Annotated in this window: 14 protein-coding genes and 2 pseudogenes; 9 read left to right on the forward strand and 7 right to left on the reverse strand. The window is 68.4% G+C overall.

Going from position 1 to position 18,765, the window contains the following annotated elements; genetic code table 11:
- Positions 1-32: 32 nt before the first annotated feature.
- Together ACQEXA_RS60990 and ACQEXA_RS60995 are read left to right on the forward strand one after the other, a co-directional pair.
- Positions 33-1,493: an IS1380 family transposase gene (locus ACQEXA_RS60990; RefSeq protein ID WP_433135273.1), complete on the forward strand. Its 1,461-nt coding sequence runs from the start codon at positions 33-35 to the stop codon at positions 1,491-1,493.
- 179 nt (positions 1,494-1,672) lie between these two features.
- Positions 1,673-2,209: pseudogene (locus tag ACQEXA_RS60995) on the forward strand (IS256 family transposase); the annotation flags it as partial.
- 209 nt (positions 2,210-2,418) lie between these two features.
- Here the strand turns inward: ACQEXA_RS60995 and ACQEXA_RS61000 are convergent.
- The 4 genes from ACQEXA_RS61000 to ACQEXA_RS61015 form a co-directional block, all read right to left on the reverse strand.
- Positions 2,419-3,183, reverse strand: a complete 765-nt coding sequence (locus tag ACQEXA_RS61000) for a transposase (RefSeq protein ID WP_433135274.1) — start codon at positions 3,181-3,183, stop codon at positions 2,419-2,421.
- Between the two features lie 71 nt (positions 3,184-3,254).
- Entirely contained in the window at positions 3,255-4,184 is a 930-nt protein-coding gene (locus ACQEXA_RS61005; RefSeq protein WP_432922089.1) for a transposase family protein, read from the reverse strand.
- 80 nt (positions 4,185-4,264) lie between these two features.
- Positions 4,265-5,971 (reverse strand): ISAzo13 family transposase, encoded by a 1,707-nt coding sequence (locus ACQEXA_RS61010; protein ID WP_433128026.1) that lies wholly within the window; start codon positions 5,969-5,971, stop codon positions 4,265-4,267.
- 71 nt (positions 5,972-6,042) lie between these two features.
- Positions 6,043-7,749 (reverse strand): ISAzo13 family transposase, encoded by a 1,707-nt coding sequence (locus ACQEXA_RS61015; RefSeq protein WP_433128026.1) that lies wholly within the window; start codon positions 7,747-7,749, stop codon positions 6,043-6,045.
- A 183-nt stretch (positions 7,750-7,932) separates the two neighbouring features.
- Between ACQEXA_RS61015 and ACQEXA_RS61020 the strand changes: the two genes are divergently transcribed.
- Both ACQEXA_RS61020 and ACQEXA_RS61025 read left to right on the forward strand, forming a co-directional pair.
- Positions 7,933-10,074 (forward strand): transposase, encoded by a 2,142-nt coding sequence (locus tag ACQEXA_RS61020; protein WP_433135275.1) that lies wholly within the window; start codon positions 7,933-7,935, stop codon positions 10,072-10,074.
- Between the two features lie 125 nt (positions 10,075-10,199).
- Positions 10,200-11,123 carry an IS5 family transposase gene (locus ACQEXA_RS61025; protein ID WP_432929601.1) on the forward strand — a complete coding sequence of 308 codons (924 nt, stop codon included), beginning with the start codon at positions 10,200-10,202 and terminating at the stop codon, positions 11,121-11,123.
- Between the two features lie 149 nt (positions 11,124-11,272).
- Here ACQEXA_RS61025 and ACQEXA_RS61030 read toward each other — a convergent pair whose 3' ends face one another.
- Positions 11,273-11,620, reverse strand: a complete 348-nt coding sequence (locus tag ACQEXA_RS61030; RefSeq protein ID WP_432941666.1) for a hypothetical protein — start codon at positions 11,618-11,620, stop codon at positions 11,273-11,275.
- A 461-nt stretch (positions 11,621-12,081) separates the two neighbouring features.
- Here ACQEXA_RS61030 and ACQEXA_RS61035 point away from each other — a divergent pair, with 461 nt between their 5' ends.
- From ACQEXA_RS61035 to ACQEXA_RS61045, 3 genes are all read left to right on the forward strand, one after another.
- Positions 12,082-12,318, forward strand: a complete 237-nt coding sequence (locus ACQEXA_RS61035; RefSeq protein WP_433135276.1) for a hypothetical protein — start codon at positions 12,082-12,084, stop codon at positions 12,316-12,318.
- 289 nt (positions 12,319-12,607) lie between these two features.
- Positions 12,608-14,020 (forward strand): FAD-dependent monooxygenase, encoded by a 1,413-nt coding sequence (locus ACQEXA_RS61040; protein ID WP_433135278.1) that lies wholly within the window; start codon positions 12,608-12,610, stop codon positions 14,018-14,020.
- A gap of 524 nt (positions 14,021-14,544) precedes the next feature.
- Positions 14,545-14,955 carry an LppP/LprE family lipoprotein gene (locus ACQEXA_RS61045; RefSeq protein WP_432941673.1) on the forward strand — a complete coding sequence of 137 codons (411 nt, stop codon included), beginning with the start codon at positions 14,545-14,547 and terminating at the stop codon, positions 14,953-14,955.
- On the opposite strand, the pseudogene ACQEXA_RS61050 reads toward ACQEXA_RS61045, so the two are convergent.
- Positions 14,916-15,701 (reverse strand): annotated as a pseudogene (locus ACQEXA_RS61050) (IS200/IS605 family accessory protein TnpB-related protein); the annotation flags it as partial. The gene ACQEXA_RS61045 and the pseudogene ACQEXA_RS61050 overlap by 40 nt on opposite strands.
- Here ACQEXA_RS61050 and ACQEXA_RS61055 point away from each other — a divergent pair.
- On the forward strand, positions 15,654-15,923 hold the full coding sequence (locus ACQEXA_RS61055) for a hypothetical protein (RefSeq protein ID WP_433135550.1): 270 nt from the start codon (positions 15,654-15,656) through the stop codon (positions 15,921-15,923). The pseudogene ACQEXA_RS61050 and the gene ACQEXA_RS61055 overlap by 48 nt on opposite strands.
- 86 nt (positions 15,924-16,009) lie before the next feature.
- Positions 16,010-17,470, forward strand: coding sequence for an IS1380 family transposase (locus ACQEXA_RS61060; RefSeq protein WP_432926072.1), 1,461 nt, complete (start codon positions 16,010-16,012; stop codon positions 17,468-17,470).
- Between the two features lie 227 nt (positions 17,471-17,697).
- Here ACQEXA_RS61060 and ACQEXA_RS61065 read toward each other — a convergent pair whose 3' ends face one another.
- A complete protein-coding gene (locus ACQEXA_RS61065) occupies positions 17,698-18,072 on the reverse strand; it encodes a hypothetical protein (RefSeq protein WP_433135279.1) in 375 nt (124 codons plus the stop codon).
- Between the last annotated feature and the right edge of the window lie 693 nt (positions 18,073-18,765).

The raw sequence follows: 18,765 nt of genomic DNA on the forward strand, positions 1-18,765 counted from the left end.
CAAGAACGTCGCGAGGAAGAGGCACCCGGAAGGTGAAGAGTACCCGCTGGGACCACCGGCTCGGCGTGCGGGCCGACGACCGCAACCTCGTGGGGCACGCCGGCGTCGTGCTCCTGCGCAGGATCGCTGACAAGACCGGACTGACCACGGCCCTGGCCCGAGCCCTGCCCCAGGGAACCGGGCCGGGCTGGCGTGACCGCGGCGAGGCCCTGGTCATGCTCGCCTGCGCGATCATGCTCGGCGCCACCAACGTCCTGGAGGCCGAACAACTCCAGCACCACTGGCGGCGATTGTTCCCGCGCCCGATCTCAGACAGCACCCTGCGCCGCGCCCTGGAGGCGATCGACGGCCCGGCGGCGGCGCGGGTTGAGCGCGTCCGCGCTGCGATACGACGCGTGGTGTGGACGATGCTCGCCCTGCGCCCCGGGGGCTTTCCCTGGATCTCGGTGTGCGGGCGGGAGCTGGCCGGCTGGTACGTCCTGGATCTCGACGCGACCATCGTGACCTGCAGCAGCCGAAAGGAGGGGGCGGCCGGCACGTTCAAAGGCAGCTATGGGCATCATCCGCTGGGGGCGTGGGTGGCCAATACCCGCGAGTGCGCGGCGATGCTACTGCGGTGTGGCAACGCCGCCGCCAACGACGTCGCCGACCACAAGAGCGTCCTGGCCGCAGCTCTGCGCCAGCTACCGCTGCCCATATGGTCGAAGCTGCTGATCCGGATCGACGGTGCGGCCTTCAGCCACGCCCTCCTCGAGCACCTGCAGGCGCTGACCACCAGCCGGCGCCGCGTGCGCTGGGTGACCGGCTGGGCGATCAACACCGCGGACGAGCGGGCGATCGCGCTGCTGCCCGAGCAGGTGTGGACTTGCGCGCTGCGGCAGGACGGCCAGGTGCACGAGATCAAGGGCCCCGACGGCGAGTGGCTGTCTTACCAGGTCGCCGAGCTGACCGGGGTGCGCGACCTGACCGGCTGGCCCGAGGGGATGCGGCTGATCGTGCGCCGGGTAAAACCCTCGCGCCGGGATGCGAAGAAGCTGACCGCCTTCGAGAAGCGCACCGGCTGGCGCTACCAGATCATCGCCACCAACATCCCCGCCCACCACGGGCTTTCCGGGGTGCCAGCCTCCGGGCAGATGTGGTTCGTCGATGCCTTGTATCGCGATCACGCTGAGGTGGAGGACCGCGTGAAAGCAATCAAGCGGGTCGGGCTCGCCCTGCTGCCCTCGAAGTCCTGGCAGCTCAACGCCGCCTGGATCCTGGCCGCCGCCCTCGCGGCAGACCTCGACGCCTGGATGCGACTCCTCCTCCTGCATGACGAGCCGGAGCTGGCCGGTGCCGAGCCGGAGACGATCCGGATGAAGCTGTACCACCTGCCCGCCCGCCTCACCGCCCATGCCCGCCGACGCACCCTCCAACTCGACCGCACCTGGCCATGGGCGGCCGCGTTCGCCACCGCCTGGCAGCGCACCACCGAACTCCCGGCCGCCCCCTGACGGCTGGTCACCACCCCGACGAGGACCAGGAAGGAGAAGACCCGCACCACCCTCGGGTCCGTGGAACCCGACGCCCCCGCAGCGTCATGCGACGGCCCACCCCGACACGGCACGGGACATAACGGGCAGACAGCCGCCCATGGCGAGGCCGTCACGCCGCAGAACAATCGAGGCTGATGCTGGTCTGCGACGGACTCAAGGGCCTCCCCGAGGCCGTGGAGACCGTCTGGCCTCGCACGATTGTCCAAACGTGTGTGGTTCACCTGCTGCGGAATTCGTTCCGTTACGCCGCCCGCCAGGACTGGGACAAGGTTGCCAAGGCCCTCAAGCCCGTCTACACCGCTCCCAGCGAGGACGCGGCGACGGAGCGGTTCCTGGAGTTCCAGGAGTCCTGGGGCCAGAAGTATCCAGCGATCGTGAAGCTGTGGTCGGACGCCTGGGCCGAGTTCGTGCCCTTCCTCTCCTTCGACGTCGAGATACGCAAGGTCATCTGCAGCACGAACGCGATCGAGAGCGTCAACGCCCGCATACGCAAGGCCGTTCGCGCCCGCGGACACTTCCCCAACGAGGCCGCCGCCCTCAAGTGCATCTACATGGCGCTGATGAGCCTGGACCCGACCGGGAAGGGCCGCAAGCGGTGGACCATGCGCTGGAAGGCCCCACTCAACGCCTTCCAGATCGCCTTCGAGGGCCGCCTGACCCCGAGCAACAACTGACCGCTCAACAACCAAGATCAGCCGTTAAATTGACACACCCCCTCGCCCACCTGTTCAGACAACAGAGAGCCCCCGTGCATGACGTGGGGATTCCGCTAAAGCGAGTCACAAGAAGCGAACTCGCGCTCTCAGCTTGGGAAGCTTAGGTGGTCCTAAGAGATATCCCGTAATGCGGTTCGGTGCGTGCCTCACCACCTCCGGGGCTTCAGTTAGCTGATGTCGATCTTGAGGTTGTGAAGCGCCGCGACGCCGGCGACGGCGTGGTTGATGGCGTCGCCGCGGCGGCGGCATTGCCGCAGGATTTGATGGTCTTTGAGGCGTGCGATGATGTGTTCGGCTACTGCTCGCCGTTTCCGGAACCGTTTGTAGGTCCGATCTTTGATGATGCGGCCGTCTGGTCCGCGACGTGGTGTTCTGATGTGAGCGCAGCCGCGGTAGCCGCCGTCGCCGGCGAGCCGCGGGTGAGCTGGAAGGGTCCGGCCGAGAGTTTCCCGGAAGACGACGATGTCGTTGCGGTTCCCTGGCCATGCGTCACCGAGTGCGACGATGCGTCTATCCTGGGCCCGGCAGACGACCTGCACGTTGACGCTGTGCCGGTAGTTCTTGCTTTTCGCGGTGTGGGTGTGGTCGTGGACGGGGATGAGGGTGCCGTCGACGACCCACAGCTCCCGCCGGTCACCCGGGGGCGGCCCCAGGAGTTCCCCAAGGAGCGGTGCGAGAGGGGAAATCACGCGGTGCACGGTGGAGTCGGTTGTTTCGAACAGTGACGCCAACTGCTGCATTGTGAGGTTGGTCCGGTAGGCGAGGACGAGCAGCAGGACCCGGTCGGGGAACGCAAGCGCCCAGTTCCGGCCGTGGTCGACGTCTGGTCTCCGCTCCCACAGCTGCTCGACGAGGTGCTGCATCTGTGGCCCGGTGAGCCCGGTCCAGGCGCGGAGTTCAACGCTCGTGCAGCGGGCCAGAGTCAGGCGCATAAGGGCACCTTACGAGTTGGTGCGCGATTGAGGTCGGGTCGTGTTGGCCTGGCGGGTTGGCTGGTGGATGATCACCGCTCGGCGGTGCGGTCGGAGACCAGGCTGGCGATGGCCAGGTGGGTCTCGTCGTAGTACTCGCGGCGTCCGATCCAGCGCTGGAGGGACCGCCACTGCTTGTGCTCGGCGTTGGCGTGCTCGACTGGAATCCGCTCGGAGGACTGCTTCTTGCGAGCGGCCTCCCAGACAGCTACTTCTTCGGGCGGGGAATCCTTCTTCGGCTTCAGCGGCGGGGCTTCGACCTGGTTGGGAAACTGTTTGGCCAGGCCTCGGTATCCGGCGTCCACCTTGGCCTTCACCTGGGGGAACTGCTCGAACAGGTCCGAGATGCCTTCGGTCTTCAGCGCGGTCTGATCGTGCATACGGCCGGGCCGGATGGCCCCGGTCCACAGGGTGCGGCCCTTCTCGTCGCTGATGACGCTGGCCTTCTTGGTGTTCTGCTTCATCTTGCCGGAGACGAACGCCCGGCGGCCGGGCTTGTTCGCCCGGGGGCGGCGTACACGGACCTCGGTACCGTCGATCCGCAGTTCCACACCGTGGGAGGCGGCGTAGGCGAAGACATCAGCCAGGGAGCGAAGCCGCAGGTCGGGGCCATCGGGGATAGCGAAACCGCGGGCGGCGAGCAGGGGGCGTACCTCGTGAACGGCGCGGGTGATCGTGGAGCGGTCCACGCCGTAGAACACGGCGAGGGCGGCGTGCGGGAGTTGGAAGCGCAGGACGACCAGGGTGGCAATGACCCGGTCGGTGAAGACCAGTTCGTGGTCGGGGCCGGCTCCTGCGGCGCGCTGCCGGTCGTGGCCTCGGCGTTCGCGCAGCCGGGACTCCTCACGGGCCGTCCACGGGTCGGCCAGCTCCACAATCAGCTTGCTTAAGCGGCGGCGCGGGATCCCCGTACAGATACGATGCCTCAAGGCCGTGCGGGCCCATCCTGACGTCACAATCATGATCGTCCCGCACGGCCGTTCGCGTACCTAGGCAGGGGGTGTCAGCTATCGCGCACCAAGCCGTTAGGGCGCGCAGAGAATCAACATGCTGGTTTGATCTTCGTTGGTGGCTGGTTGCCGTACCTGTCGAGGTGGGTAGCCAGGTCCGTTGGGGTGCGGAATCTGGCTGTCGACGGCGGGATCGTGTGGCCGGCCTCGGCCAGGAGGGGTCGCACTTCCTGGACAGCGCGGGTGAGGGTGCTTCTGGTGACGCCGAAGAGCTGGGCAAGCAAGTCATGGGTGCCGATCTTGCGCTGGTAGAGCACGGTGGCCAGGATCCGGTCGGCGTCGGAGAGCTTGTCCTTGGCCCCTGCGCCGCGTGTTCGGTGTCGTTCGCCGCCCCGTCGCTCGTGGCGGAGCCGCTCGCGCTGTTCGGCCAGGGCAGGGATCAGATCGTTGAGCAGGGTGTCCAGTTCGACGAAGGTCATGCCGGTCAGCTCAGGGTCCCAGAGCATGGAGCCGTCGATGCGAGCCGGTGCTGCAGCCGGCCGGGCGACGGTCGCGGGATCCGTCCTCGGGCCGGGAGTGGGCGGGGCATCGGCGGGGTGGAGCGTGTAGTTCCAGTCTCCGTGGAAGCGGTGCCTGCTCATCGCCAGGGCGTCGATCTCGGCGTCGGTGACTTTGATGCCGGTGTCGTAGGTGTTGGTGTCGAGTGCGGCCTCGACCCGGAGCCCGGTGCCGGTGGTGGTGGCTGCGATGGTATTCACGATGACGTCGTGGCTGGTCAGCGGTCTGCCGCGCCAGTTCATGGAGATGTGGGAGAACAGCCGGTGCTCCACTCTGTTCCATTTCGATGTGCCGGGCGGCATGTGGCAGACCGTGATCTGCAGGCCGGTCTCGGCCGCGAGGGCTGCGAGTTCGGTCTTCCATGCGCGGGTGCGGTAGCCATTGGAGCCGCCGGCGTCCGCGGTGATCAGCAGCCGTGCGGCATGCGGGTAGTCGTGCCGGCCACGGGCATGCCACCAGCGGCCAATCGAAGCGACCGCGAAGGCCGCGGTGTCGTGGTCGCACCCGACGTTGACCCAGCCGGTGTTCGCCGTGATGTCGTAGATCCCGTAGGGGATCGCCTTGCCCGGCCCCTGCCGGTCGAGGAAGTCGTGCGTCTTGACCTGCACCGGCTCGCCCTGAGGCTGCCACTCACGCCCAGCGTTCTTGTACTCGCCGACCAGCTCTTTCTTCTTCGTGTCCACGCTGATCACCGGATCCCCGGCGTCTCGGTGATCGCGGGCCTGTTCGTTGATGTAGCGGAACTGCGCGTCGCGGTCGGGATGCTGGCTGCCCTCGATCGTCTTGGCGTTGGCCTGCAGACTGAAGCCCTCCTCGCGCAGCAGGTCACCGACGGTGTCCGCCGAAACGCGATGGCCCTGCCGAGTGAGTTCACCGGCGAGTTTGCGCGTCGACTTCGTCGTCCAGCGCAGCGGCGACATCGGATCCCCACGCATATCCGGCTCGACCAGCGCCAACAGCGCAGGACGCAACCCCTCGTCCACCTCGGCCGCCCTCTTACGCCCGCCGCCGGGGCGGCGGACCCGTCCCGAAGGCTCCGCACCCGCCTCCAGCTCGTCGACGCCCTTGCGGACGGTGGTCTCGCTGACCCCGGCCGCCTGCGCGACCGCCCGGATCCCGCCGTGTCCCAGGATCCGGGCCTCGGTTCCCATCAGCAGACGGCGCTGACGCTCGTCCAGGTGCGGAACCAACACCGCTAATCTCACAAAGAGTTGATCACGAGTCTCCTGCGATATGGCCATATCACATCAACGAGCCAGATCCACGGAAGCAACACCTTGATTCTCTGCGCGCCCTTAGGGCGCGCAGAGAATCAACATGCTGGTTTGATCTTCGTTGGTGGCTGGTTGCCGTACCTGTCGAGGTGGGTAGCCAGGTCCGTTGGGGTGCGGAATCTGGCTGTCGACGGCGGGATCGTGTGGCCGGCCTCGGCCAGGAGGGGTCGCACTTCCTGGACAGCGCGGGTGAGGGTGCTTCTGGTGACGCCGAAGAGCTGGGCAAGCAAGTCATGGGTGCCGATCTTGCGCTGGTAGAGCACGGTGGCCAGGATCCGGTCGGCGTCGGAGAGCTTGTCCTTGGCCCCTGCGCCGCGTGTTCGGTGTCGTTCGCCGCCCCGTCGCTCGTGGCGGAGCCGCTCGCGCTGTTCGGCCAGGGCAGGGATCAGATCGTTGAGCAGGGTGTCCAGTTCGACGAAGGTCATGCCGGTCAGCTCAGGGTCCCAGAGCATGGAGCCGTCGATGCGAGCCGGTGCTGCAGCCGGCCGGGCGACGGTCGCGGGATCCGTCCTCGGGCCGGGAGTGGGCGGGGCATCGGCGGGGTGGAGCGTGTAGTTCCAGTCTCCGTGGAAGCGGTGCCTGCTCATCGCCAGGGCGTCGATCTCGGCGTCGGTGACTTTGATGCCGGTGTCGTAGGTGTTGGTGTCGAGTGCGGCCTCGACCCGGAGCCCGGTGCCGGTGGTGGTGGCTGCGATGGTATTCACGATGACGTCGTGGCTGGTCAGCGGTCTGCCGCGCCAGTTCATGGAGATGTGGGAGAACAGCCGGTGCTCCACTCTGTTCCATTTCGATGTGCCGGGCGGCATGTGGCAGACCGTGATCTGCAGGCCGGTCTCGGCCGCGAGGGCTGCGAGTTCGGTCTTCCATGCGCGGGTGCGGTAGCCATTGGAGCCGCCGGCGTCCGCGGTGATCAGCAGCCGTGCGGCATGCGGGTAGTCGTGCCGGCCACGGGCATGCCACCAGCGGCCAATCGAAGCGACCGCGAAGGCCGCGGTGTCGTGGTCGCACCCGACGTTGACCCAGCCGGTGTTCGCCGTGATGTCGTAGATCCCGTAGGGGATCGCCTTGCCCGGCCCCTGCCGGTCGAGGAAGTCGTGCGTCTTGACCTGCACCGGCTCGCCCTGAGGCTGCCACTCACGCCCAGCGTTCTTGTACTCGCCGACCAGCTCTTTCTTCTTCGTGTCCACGCTGATCACCGGATCCCCGGCGTCTCGGTGATCGCGGGCCTGTTCGTTGATGTAGCGGAACTGCGCGTCGCGGTCGGGATGCTGGCTGCCCTCGATCGTCTTGGCGTTGGCCTGCAGACTGAAGCCCTCCTCGCGCAGCAGGTCACCGACGGTGTCCGCCGAAACGCGATGGCCCTGCCGAGTGAGTTCACCGGCGAGTTTGCGCGTCGACTTCGTCGTCCAGCGCAGCGGCGACATCGGATCCCCACGCATATCCGGCTCGACCAGCGCCAACAGCGCAGGACGCAACCCCTCGTCCACCTCGGCCGCCCTCTTACGCCCGCCGCCGGGGCGGCGGACCCGTCCCGAAGGCTCCGCACCCGCCTCCAGCTCGTCGACGCCCTTGCGGACGGTGGTCTCGCTGACCCCGGCCGCCTGCGCGACCGCCCGGATCCCGCCGTGTCCCAGGATCCGGGCCTCGGTTCCCATCAGCAGACGGCGCTGACGCTCGTCCAGGTGCGGAACCAACACCGCTAATCTCACAAAGAGTTGATCACGAGTCTCCTGCGATATGGCCATATCACATCAACGAGCCAGATCCACGGAAGCAACACCTTGATTCTCTGCGCGCCCTTAGAACGCCAAGCACGTCCGTCGCCCAGCCGTTGTCAGTGGGCGTCTGTAGCTTTGGACTTGCTTGCCGAAGCTGCCAAGTTCCGGACAGGTCGTCGCCGTTGCCGTAGACAAAGGAGGTGGGATGCCGTGAGTGCAGAGCTGCTCGACCCGGTATCTGCCTCTGACGTGTCTGCCCGCCGGTTCCGTGGGAAGAACAAAGGCAAGCGGTGGACGCGTGGCGACGGCACCGAGCTCGCGGTAATCCGGCTGCCGCTCGAGGTGAGAAGACTCGACAGCCAGTTGCGAGTAGAGCAACTGTACTGGGCGATGTGGTCGGTCAAACGCGCGCTGCAGCGCGATGCCCGGGCCGCGGTCGACGCGTACTGGGCCGGGGACGTGCGCCGCGATGTCGACGCGAAAGGGTGGCGTGTCGAGCTGGGCCTGTCCCGTGCGGGCATGGAACGCCGCGGGTACCGACACATGGAACGCTCCCGGCATCTGGGCCGGCACGTCACCAAAGCTCTGGTGATGCATCAGGCCGACGAGGTGTGGGAAGGCGTCAGTCGGCACCTGTTCCCCGATGAGTCCGGTCGCCGGTTCGGGCGGCCGAGGACCGGCACCTGGTGGGACTACACCCGCATCCCCGGCCGTGCCCGCTCGCACACCACGGCCCGCAAGTGGGAGACGTTCCCTCTGCACGGCACCCTTGCCGGGCATCTGGACGCCTACCGGCACCGGGACCTCGACCAGGCCATCACCACCCCGGAGCAGGCAGCCGGGCTGCCGCCGACCACGAGTGTTCTCGCGCAACCGCGGCGCATGCCCCAACCCACCAGGCCCCGCCGAGTGGAGACCGGCGACGTCAGCGCGAAGGGAAAACCAAAAACCCGGGCTGCGACATGGTGGGACCACACCGGCCCGCTCGCCCTGGTGTTCACCGGCGGCGCCGACTCCCAGCGCGGCGACCTCGTCCTGCCCGTGCGGCTGCCTTCCGGGGCCGGCCGCTGGCCGCGGCTGGTGCACTTCTTGAACAACCCAGAAACCTGGCACACGGTGGACCTGGTCCGCCGCCGAGACGCCTCGTCTCCTGGTGGGTGGGCATACGAGGCGCACCTGATGGTCCTCACCAGCGGATACGCGTCCCCAGCCACGAAGGCCCGGCGGGCTGCCGCAGCCGACCTGAACCGGGTCGGTGGGATCGACGGCAACGTCTCCAACCTGTCCGTCGTCTCCTTCCCAGACACCTTCGACCCCGCAGACGGACAGGTGCACTCGACCCGGGTCGAGCTCACCGACGCCGAGAGGGCCGCACTCGAAAAGGCCCGCCGCAAGGAACGGGGCCGCAAACGTGCCCTCGACCGGTCCCGCCGCGCCACCAACCCAGGCCAGTACGCGCCGTCGAAACGCCGGCAGGCCCGAGCCGCACGACGCAAGACCGCCGGACTCCCGGAACGGCACGTTCACGTTCCGGGCGGCGCGCGGGCGGCGAACAAGGCCGGAGTGCCAAAACAGGCGTACCGCAGGGACACCCTCTCGGCCGGCTACCGCCTTGACCGGGCCAGGCTCGCCGAGGCCGCGGCCACCACCGCCGCAGCGAAAGACCACCGCGCACGGCGAATCGCTGAGCGGATCGTTGGCGCTCATGGTGCCAACCTGACCGTCGAGGACTGCGACATCCGCACCTGGTTCCGGCTGTGGGGCCGCGCCCTGCAAGCCACCACACCTGGCCGGCTCATCGCCGCGATCGGCAAAGAATGCGAGAAGACCAGCGGCCGCCTGCTGCGCGCGTCGACCTTCACCACGAAGCTGTCCCAGACCTGCCTGTGCGGCGACCAGGTGCGGAAAAGCCTCGCCGACCGGGCGCACACCTGCACCTCCTGCGGCCTGGTCGCCGACCGCGACATGGTCTCCGCCGCACTCGCCGCGCACGTCCGGGTTCAAAACCCGGACGATCCCAGCACTGCGGGCCTGGACACCGTCCAGGCCCGCACCACACAGATCTTGTTCTCACCAGGGCTGCAAGAAGCCCTGTCGAGTCAACCGCAGCGCGGTGGCCGCCCCAGCAGGGGCCGCACCCACGCGGCAGCCCACGGTCCGGGAATCCCCGGCCGGCAGGCCTCTGCTCGACGAAACACCACCGACCGGCACCGGCCCACCCCGAATGAGACCCGACCCGCGAATCAGCGGCACAAGGACCACGTCGGAACAGCCGCCCGCGCAGGAAACACCGCAGCCCGCGGCGGTATCCCTGCGCGGGAACCGATCGGGTGGCATCCCAATACGGGATGACTCTTAGAGCCCGTGAACAAACTGATCGTTGTCGGCGGGTGGGAATCGGTGAAGTGACGTGAACGACCAGGACCTCTTGGTAGCAACTGCGGTGTCGAAGCCCAGTCGCGCCAAGAGGTCCTGTCATGCCGTTGTACGCCCCTGCCGCCACCGCTGTCACCCCAGACGGGCAAGGTCACTGCCCCTGCCTGGCCTGCCGGTTCGGGCACGGTCGCCGTCATCCGGCCCGGCCCCGCCGCTACACCTCAGACACCACGGATGCGGAGTGGCAGGTCATCGCTTCGGTACTGCCGTGGCCGGCATGGCTGGACGGCAATGGCGGGCGGCCGGAGGAGTACTGCCGTCGGCTGATCGTGGACGCGATCTTCTACGTCGCGGACAACGGCAACAAGTGGCGCAACCTGCCAGGCGACTTCCCGCACTGGCGCACGGTGCACACCATCTTCACCCGGTGGTGGCAGGACGGAAGCGTCGACGCCATCCACAACGACCTGCGTGACGAGGTCCGCCGATCCGAGGGCCGGGACACCGACCCGACCGCCGCGATCATCGACTCGCAGTCGGTACGCGCTGCGGAGACGGTCGGCGCCGACAGCCGCGGGTACGACGCGGGCAAGAAGGTGGCAGGCCGCAAGCGCCACGTGATCGTGGACACGATCGGCTTGCTCCTCGTCGTCATGGTCACCAGCGCGAGCGTGCAGGACCGCGACGGCGCCCGCCCCTCGCTGACGCACCTGCGTGACCTCTTCGAATCAATCAGCCTGGTCTGGGCCGACGGCGGCTACGCCGGGAAACTCGTCACCTGGGCCAAGAAGAAGCTCCAGCTCACGATCGAGATCGTCAAGCGCAACGACGACGTCAAGGGCTTCGTGGTACTGCCACGCAGGTGGGTGGTTGAGCGCACGCTGTCGTGGATCTTCCAGCGCCGCCGCTGCGTACGCGACTACGAACGGTTACCCGAGCACCATGAAGCCATGGTCAAGTGGTCCATGATCATGCTGATGTCCCGGCGCCTGGCGGGCACGAAGGACGCCAAGCACCGGAAATGATCAGTTTGTTCACGGGCTCTTAGAGCTGTTGCCCCGTTGACCTGGGACGGAACGCTCGCCACTCGTGCCAGTCGCGTGCCAGATCGGGCGGGGAACCACGGGGAACGCTGGGGCGTCAGCCGAAGGCCTCACATCTCGGCCTTGGGTAATCACGACGTTGGCTTCACGGCATGGCCCAGGGCGATGAGGCCGATCCCGACTACGACCAACGACGGGTGTTTGAACCCACCGCACGCCACAAGCAGCGCCCCCGCTCCCCAGAGTCTTGGCTGTCGAACGTGGCGCTGTAGCCATTTGCCCGACATCCGCCCGAGCAGCAAGCCATGCACGCCGAGAACAGCGCATGCGAGCCAGAGCGTCCCCACCAACAGCATGAGCGGCAGCGGGAAGATCGCAAACGACGGCGACATGGTCAAATGCTCCAGCAAATTGACGAGTTGGTTCCCGCGCAGCAGTTTCGCACGCTCGTGCGGATGGCTACGTCTGGAGCTCTTCATTGCCCTTGCCCTGCTGGCAGCCGGAGAAGCCTCCGCCACCGCCGCCTCCGTCGTTGCCCTTGCCGCCGAAGACCCGGCCGAGGCCGTTGTAGCCCGTGATCAGGTCTCAGGCGGTGCCGTCCGTGGAGCCGCCGATGTACGGCCGTTCCGAGGCGGGCACCAGTGGACGCGGCCGCCGTCCACCGGAAGCGCCGGGGCCGGTGCGGAGGGCGGGGTCGCGGTGACCGTCCGGCTGGTCTACGGGGCCGGCGCCTCAAGGGGCCCGTCCCAGGGCCAGCAGGGCTGTCACGGGGCTGGGCACCGGGCTGGCCTGGGCGGGACGCGGACTTATATCAAGATCATTCGCGGGTGTCAAGTCACGGCATTCAGTGGCGTGACGACGCATGACCCGTTCGGGCTTACTCGAAACACGACCTCACCGATCCGGAGCGAGGCTCATCCACCGAAAGGAAGGACACGTCGTGTTTCGAGCGAGTAAGAAGATCACCAAGGTCGCGGCCATCGCCGTAACCGCCGCAGGGGCGCTCCTGGGCGCCGGCGCCGCCGCCCAGGCCGCACCCGCCACGGCGCACACCACCGCCACGGCGCACACCACCGTGGCAAGCGCCAGCCATCTCCACGCAGGCCTGCCTGACTGCGGCGGAGGCTGGGGCTGGGGCGGCGGCTGGGGCTGGGGCGGCGGCTGGGGCTGGGGGTAACCGACCCGGGGCAGGCAGCACCGACGCTGCCCTGACCCCCGCGGCACCCCGAGGCGGCGCCTGACCGGCCACAAGAAGCCCGTCGGTCAGATCGCCAAGGCCCGGGTGCGGGTGCGGCAGACACACCTCAGCGGCAGACACACCTCAGGTGTGAGATCGCCGCACCCGCGCGCCCGGTGCCGGGCACAGGCCCAGCCCCTTCTGTGCCCTCGGGCGTGCACCGACCCACAGGCACCAAGACCCAACCCACCGAGTCAACCCGCAGACTCAACCCAGCAAAGAGGAACCCATGCGACCACTACTCCAAGGACCCGACCGGCAGGGGATGGCGGCCGGGACCGCCCTTTCGCCGCTGGGCGGCCCCACCCCGACACCGACCGCGCACCCGGGTGCCGCAGCCGCGATGCGGCCGCCCGGCCGTGCAGCCACAACGGCACACGCCATGAAGATCGTGTGCGTCGGCGGTGGACCGGGCGCGTTGTACTTCGCGATCGCGGCCAAGCGCCGCGATGCCGGCCATGACATCACCGTCATCGAACGCGACCCGCCGGGGGCTACCTACGGCTGGGGCGTGGGGTATGGGGACGACCTGCTCGACCACCTCTACCGCAACGACCCCGACAGCGCCCAGGCGGTGCGTGCGGCCTCGGCCCTGTGGCAGGACCAGGAGGTCCGCCGCGGGGAACAGACCGCGTATCTGGGCCGGTACGGCTACAGCATCGCCCGCGCCACCCTGCTCGACATCCTCACCCGACGTGCAACGGAGCTGGGGGTGGATGTCCAGCACCGCCGCAAGGTCGACGACCTGGCCGAGCTCGCCGACGCCGACCTGATCGTCGCCTGCGACGGGGCCAACAGCCGGGTGCGCCAGTTGCACGGCGACCACTTCGGCACCCGCCTGGAAGTCGGCCGCAACCCCTACATATGGCTGGGCACCGACAAGGTGTTCCCCCGCTTCACCTTCGCCTTCGAACCGACCCCGGCCGGGTGGATCTGGTTTTACGCCTACCCCTCGAGCGCGGAAATCAGCACCTGCGTCGTCGAGTGCGCCCCAGAGACCTGGCGGGGGCTGGGGCTCGATACGCTCGACACCGCCGACGGTGTGCGGTTGTTGGAACAGATCTTCGCCTCCGCTCTGGACGGCCACGCGCTGCTTGGCCAGTCCCGGGGGGAATCGGCACGCTGGCAGTACTTCACCGAGGTACGCAACGCCACCTGGTGCCACGACAACGTGGCGCTGCTGGGGGATGCCGCCCACACCACCCACTACACCTTGGGCTCGGGCACCCGGCTGGCGCTGCTGGATGCGATCGAGCTCGCGCACAGCCTGTATACGGAGGCAGAGCTGCCTGCCGCTTTGCAGGCCTACGACAAGCGCCGCCGGGCCGCGCTCCATCCCGTGCAGGCCGCGGCCCGCACGAGCATGGCCTGGTTCGAGCATCTCGACCATTACCTTGAGCAGGATCTGGTGGACTTCGCCTACGCGATGTCGGTACGGCAGGGGCCCCAGGTGCCGTGGCACTACCAGCTGCACAGGGCCACCCAGGTCCCGGTGCTGCGCGGGGTACGACGGGAAGCCAACAGGGGCGTGCGGAGGTATCTGGCGCTGCGGCGCGGGGAGACGGACCTCGGCACGGGCAGCGCCACCAGGAGGGCCACGACCACGGCGGCCCTGGCGGCACCGGCGGGGCACCAGCAGTGACGGCACCGGACAGGGCAGCCCCGGCAACCTGGACCACCGAACTTGTCGAGCCGTGATTCCTCATTCCCCTGGCGATTTTTCGGCCGGGCCGACTCGATGCAAAACCCGAAGAACACGAACCCCACCGCAGTGCTTTCCCTCATCCCTCGCGATGCGGCCGCCCCGGCGCACGACGAAAATTCACCAACCCGTGTGCCGGGCCGAAAACCCCGCACCCCGGAGAGAAAAAACCCATGAGCACTCACCCATGCACACATCACCCGGTGCCCGCGGCGGCCGCACCTGCCCAGGGCTTGCCACCGAGACAGCCCAGGCCGGCACTCCGTTCCCGATTCCTGTACACCGCCCTCGCTGCCACCGCCGTCGTCTTGACCCTGACCCCCGCAACGGCACTAGCCGCGCCCCCCTCCGGGGGGCTTGCCCCCTCCGTAGGGTCCCGGCCCGGTCTGAGCGTTGCGGCGATCGGGGCGCCGCCTGGCTCCTCCCGGGCCGACGTGCCCAGTCCCAGCGCGATCGCGCGGGTGATGACCACGACCGTCGAGACAGGCGACCCCTCGGAACATTTCGCGCCGTCCAGCGCCCCGGTCACGGTAGCGGACGGGTCCGGCGGTTATCTGACCGCGGTGATCGGCACCCGTTCTCCGAGCGTAGACGGGCACGGGCAACTGGTCTTTTTCTGGCACGGCACGACGTTTGTCGGCTGGGACAGCGGCAGCGAAAGCCTGGCCATTCAAGCCATCACTCCCGGAAAACCGGGCACCATCCGAGTCACCTACGCCCATTACGGGCCCAATGATGGATTGTGCTGTCCTTCCCTGCCCGCGGTCACGATCGAATACCGGTGGAATGGGCACGGCTTCACCCCCTCGGGGATGCCACCAAAACGCGGAGAGGAAGCGGCGGTGAGACTGCAGCGGGAGCGGCCTGTGTCGTAGTGGATGCGGTAGGCCACGGCCCGGTTCGTGGTGATGCGGTCGGCCCACTCCTCGCCGCGATGGTGGAAGAGGGCAGCGCCGGTGAGCGCATACCGGCCATGCGGGGCGTTGGCCAGGTGGGCAAGCGGCGCCGGCAGCTTCAGTGACACTTCGCCCTCGGGCGTGACGCGGATCGTCTCATTGCCGAACCGCTTGCCCGATTCCCCGTCCGCCTGCAGAAACCAGCGCGATGCTTCCCACCGTTGCCGCCACTGGGCCTGCGTGAGCTGGGCGGCCTTGAGGTGGTGCCGGTTGCGCGCGAGCCGCTTCCCGCCGCGCACCACCCGGACGCGGCCAACAGCGTGATCGGCCTGCTCGGCACCCAGCCGGTCTTCAAGGACCTGCAGGCGCCGGGACTTGGCGAACCACTCTTGTGCGCTGCGGTAACCGCCCGGCGCCCGCCCGTTTGCCTTCTCCCCGACCGGGAGGGACAGGCGGTGCGCGATCGCCCGCACGCCCGCCTGAAGGCTTTGAATGTGCGCGAGTTGGGCACGCCTGGACAGCGCCCACTGATCATGCGTGGCCTTGGTAATACTCCCGGCCCAACGCGACGAAGACTCCTTTGTCAGGGCCCGCTTACGCTCCGCCCACGTATGAGTGGAGTGCTCCAGACCGTCGGCGCACCGGAGTTTGAGGTCCCTTGCGGCCAGCGAACCAAGATGCGCGCTCACCAGACGCAGCACCTCCTCGTCGTCGGGCCGTTTTCCCCCGGCAGACTCGCCCGCGCGGTCAAAGCAGCCCGCGCTGAACTCCTCGAACGCCTCCTGCCACCGCGGCGCCGCCGGGCCAGCCCCCGCGTCATCAAACGCAAAGTCGCCAGCTGGCCTCTCAAACGCGTCATCCACCGCGTTGCAGACCGCCCACGCATCCCGGCCATCACCATCGTCGGTGCCACCAACCTCATGTATTCAGCTATGAAGTGGAACTGACGCCCTGACAGCAGAAGGGTGCCTCTCACCTGCGATGATCTGGATTGCCTAGATCAAGAACGTCGCGAGGAAGAGGCACCCGGAAGGTGAAGAGTACCCGCTGGGACCACCGGCTCGGCGTGCGGGCCGACGACCGCAACCTCGTGGGGCACGCCGGCGTCGTGCTCCTGCGCAGGATCGCTGACAAGACCGGACTGACCACGGCCCTGGCCCGAGCCCTGCCCCAGGGAACCGGGCCGGGCTGGCGTGACCGCGGCGAGGCCCTGGTCATGCTCGCCTGCGCGATCATGCTCGGCGCCACCAACGTCCTGGAGGCCGAACAACTCCAGCACCACTGGCGGCGATTGTTCCCGCGCCCGATCTCAGACAGCACCCTGCGCCGCGCCCTGGAGGCGATCGACGGCCCGGTGGCGGCGCGGGTTGAGCGCGTCCGCGCTGCGATACGACGCGTGGTGTGGACGATGCTCGCCCTGCGCCCCGGGGGCTTTCCCTGGATCTCGGTGTGCGGGCGGGAGCTGGCCGGCTGGTACGTCCTGGATCTCGACGCGACCATCGTGACCTGCAGCAGCCGAAAGGAGGGGGCGGCCGGCACGTTCAAAGGCAGCTATGGGCATCATCCGCTGGGGGCGTGGGTGGCCAATACCCGCGAGTGCGCGGCGATGCTACTGCGGTGTGGCAACGCCGCCGCCAACGACGTCGCCGACCACAAGAGCGTCCTGGCCGCAGCTCTGCGCCAGCTACCGCTGCCCATATGGTCGAAGCTGCTGATCCGGATCGACGGTGCGGCCTTCAGCCACGCCCTCCTCGAGCACCTGCAGGCGCTGACCACCAGCCGGCGCCGCGTGCGCTGGGTGACCGGCTGGGCGATCAACACCGCGGACGAGCGGGCGATCGCGCTGCTGCCCGAGCAGGTGTGGACTTGCGCGCTGCGGCAGGACGGCCAGGTGCACGAGATCAAGGGCCCCGACGGCGAGTGGCTGTCTTACCAGGTCGCCGAGCTGACCGGGGTGCGCGACCTGACCGGCTGGCCCGAGGGGATGCGGCTGATCGTGCGCCGGGTAAAACCCTCGCGCCGGGATGCGAAGAAGCTGACCGCCTTCGAGAAGCGCACCGGCTGGCGCTACCAGATCATCGCCACCAACATCCCCGCCCACCACGGGCTTTCCGGGGTGCCAGCCTCCGGGCAGATGTGGTTCGTCGATGCCTTGTATCGCGATCACGCTGAGGTGGAGGACCGCGTGAAAGCAATCAAGCGGGTCGGGCTCGCCCTGCTGCCCTCGAAGTCCTGGCAGCTCAACGCCGCCTGGATCCTGGCCGCCGCCCTCGCGGCAGACCTCGACGCCTGGATGCGACTCCTCCTCCTGCATGACGAGCCGGAGCTGGCCGGTGCCGAGCCGGAGACGATCCGGATGAAGCTGTACCACCTGCCCGCCCGCCTCACCGCCCATGCCCGCCGACGCACCCTCCACCTCGACCGCACCTGGCCATGGGCGGCCGCGTTCGCCACCGCCTGGCAGCGCACCACCGAACTCCCGGCCGCCCCCTGACGGCTGGTCACCACCCCGACGAGGACCAGGAAGGAGAAGACCCGCACCACCCTCGGGTCCGTGGAACCCGACGCCCCCGCAGCGTCATGCGACGGCCCACCCCGACACGGCACGGGACATAACGGGCAGACAGCCGCCCATGGCGAGGCCGTCACGCCGCAGAACAATCGAGGCCAAACCCAAACGGGTCAAGCGGACATCAACGCCCTAAGTTACCGGTATTGAGGTTAAGCCGTGTTGTTGCCGTTACCGCCGCCGTTGCCGTTGCCTGTATTGGCATTCCCGTTCGCGCTGCCGTTACCGCTGTTGTTCCCGTTGGTGTTGTTGATCACGATGATCACACCGCCCCCGTTTTGGCCCCCGCCCCGGCCGCCGCCGCCGTGGTTGCAGTCACCGTGACCACGCCCCCAGCCGCCGTGGTTGCGGTCACCGTGACCACCGCCCCAGCCGCCGTGGCCACCCTTGGCAACCACCGCCGACTTCACCACCGGAGCGTGCTGCTCGGCAGCGAACGCACCCGTCGGCACCAGCGCACCCCCCGCAGCCAGCGTGGTCGTGGCAGCCAGCATCACCAAACGACGGGAACGAGACGAGCGAGCCATGATAATCCTCCGAAACAAAAAAGGGGAAAGGTCGACGAGCGAAAAGCAAAAACATTCACTTTTCCCGGACGGTCCGCCCGACCCAGAAACGGAAAACCATCACCCGAAATCCCGGGCCTTCCCGGCAACCGCTCCGGTCGAACCGACACCTCAAGTAAGCACCACCCCCCACCCCGCCGTCACGCCCCTACAACTCGGGGCTTGACCCGCATCAACCCACCTGCTAAAACCCCCCCTCCCCTCCCCCAACAAAAACCCGGCCCACACCGCCACGGACCCACCGATCCCGAGCGGGGGTCAACGGCCTTCGGCCGGGGATTTCCCGACCGCCGCCCTCGATGCGGCCGGGCCGCGGCAGCGACCGCCCCAGGCCCAGGGCCCGACCGCCCCAGGGCCGGGGCGCACCGCAGCCGGAACACCACACCCCGTCCGGCCGGGAACGGGGCACGGGCCGGGCCGTCGGGTGTCGTTGTGGACCAGACCGGACCAGACCGATCAGGCCGGATGAGGTGGGAGCGGGCAGGATCCGGCGGGTTCGGGCCACGGCCTGTGGTGCACCGCACCGCAGGCCACCTTCCCCCGGCGGTGACTCCACGGCAGCGTCCACCGGCCGCCCATCGCGCGCCGCTCCCATCGTGTTCCGGCCCGCCCGGGCGGTGTCCGCGTCGGCAAGCCGGACGGGCGGTGGCCGAG

This window comes from Streptomyces sp. CA-106110 (assembly GCF_050936285.1).
GTDB lineage: Bacteria > Actinomycetota > Actinomycetes > Streptomycetales > Streptomycetaceae > Streptomyces.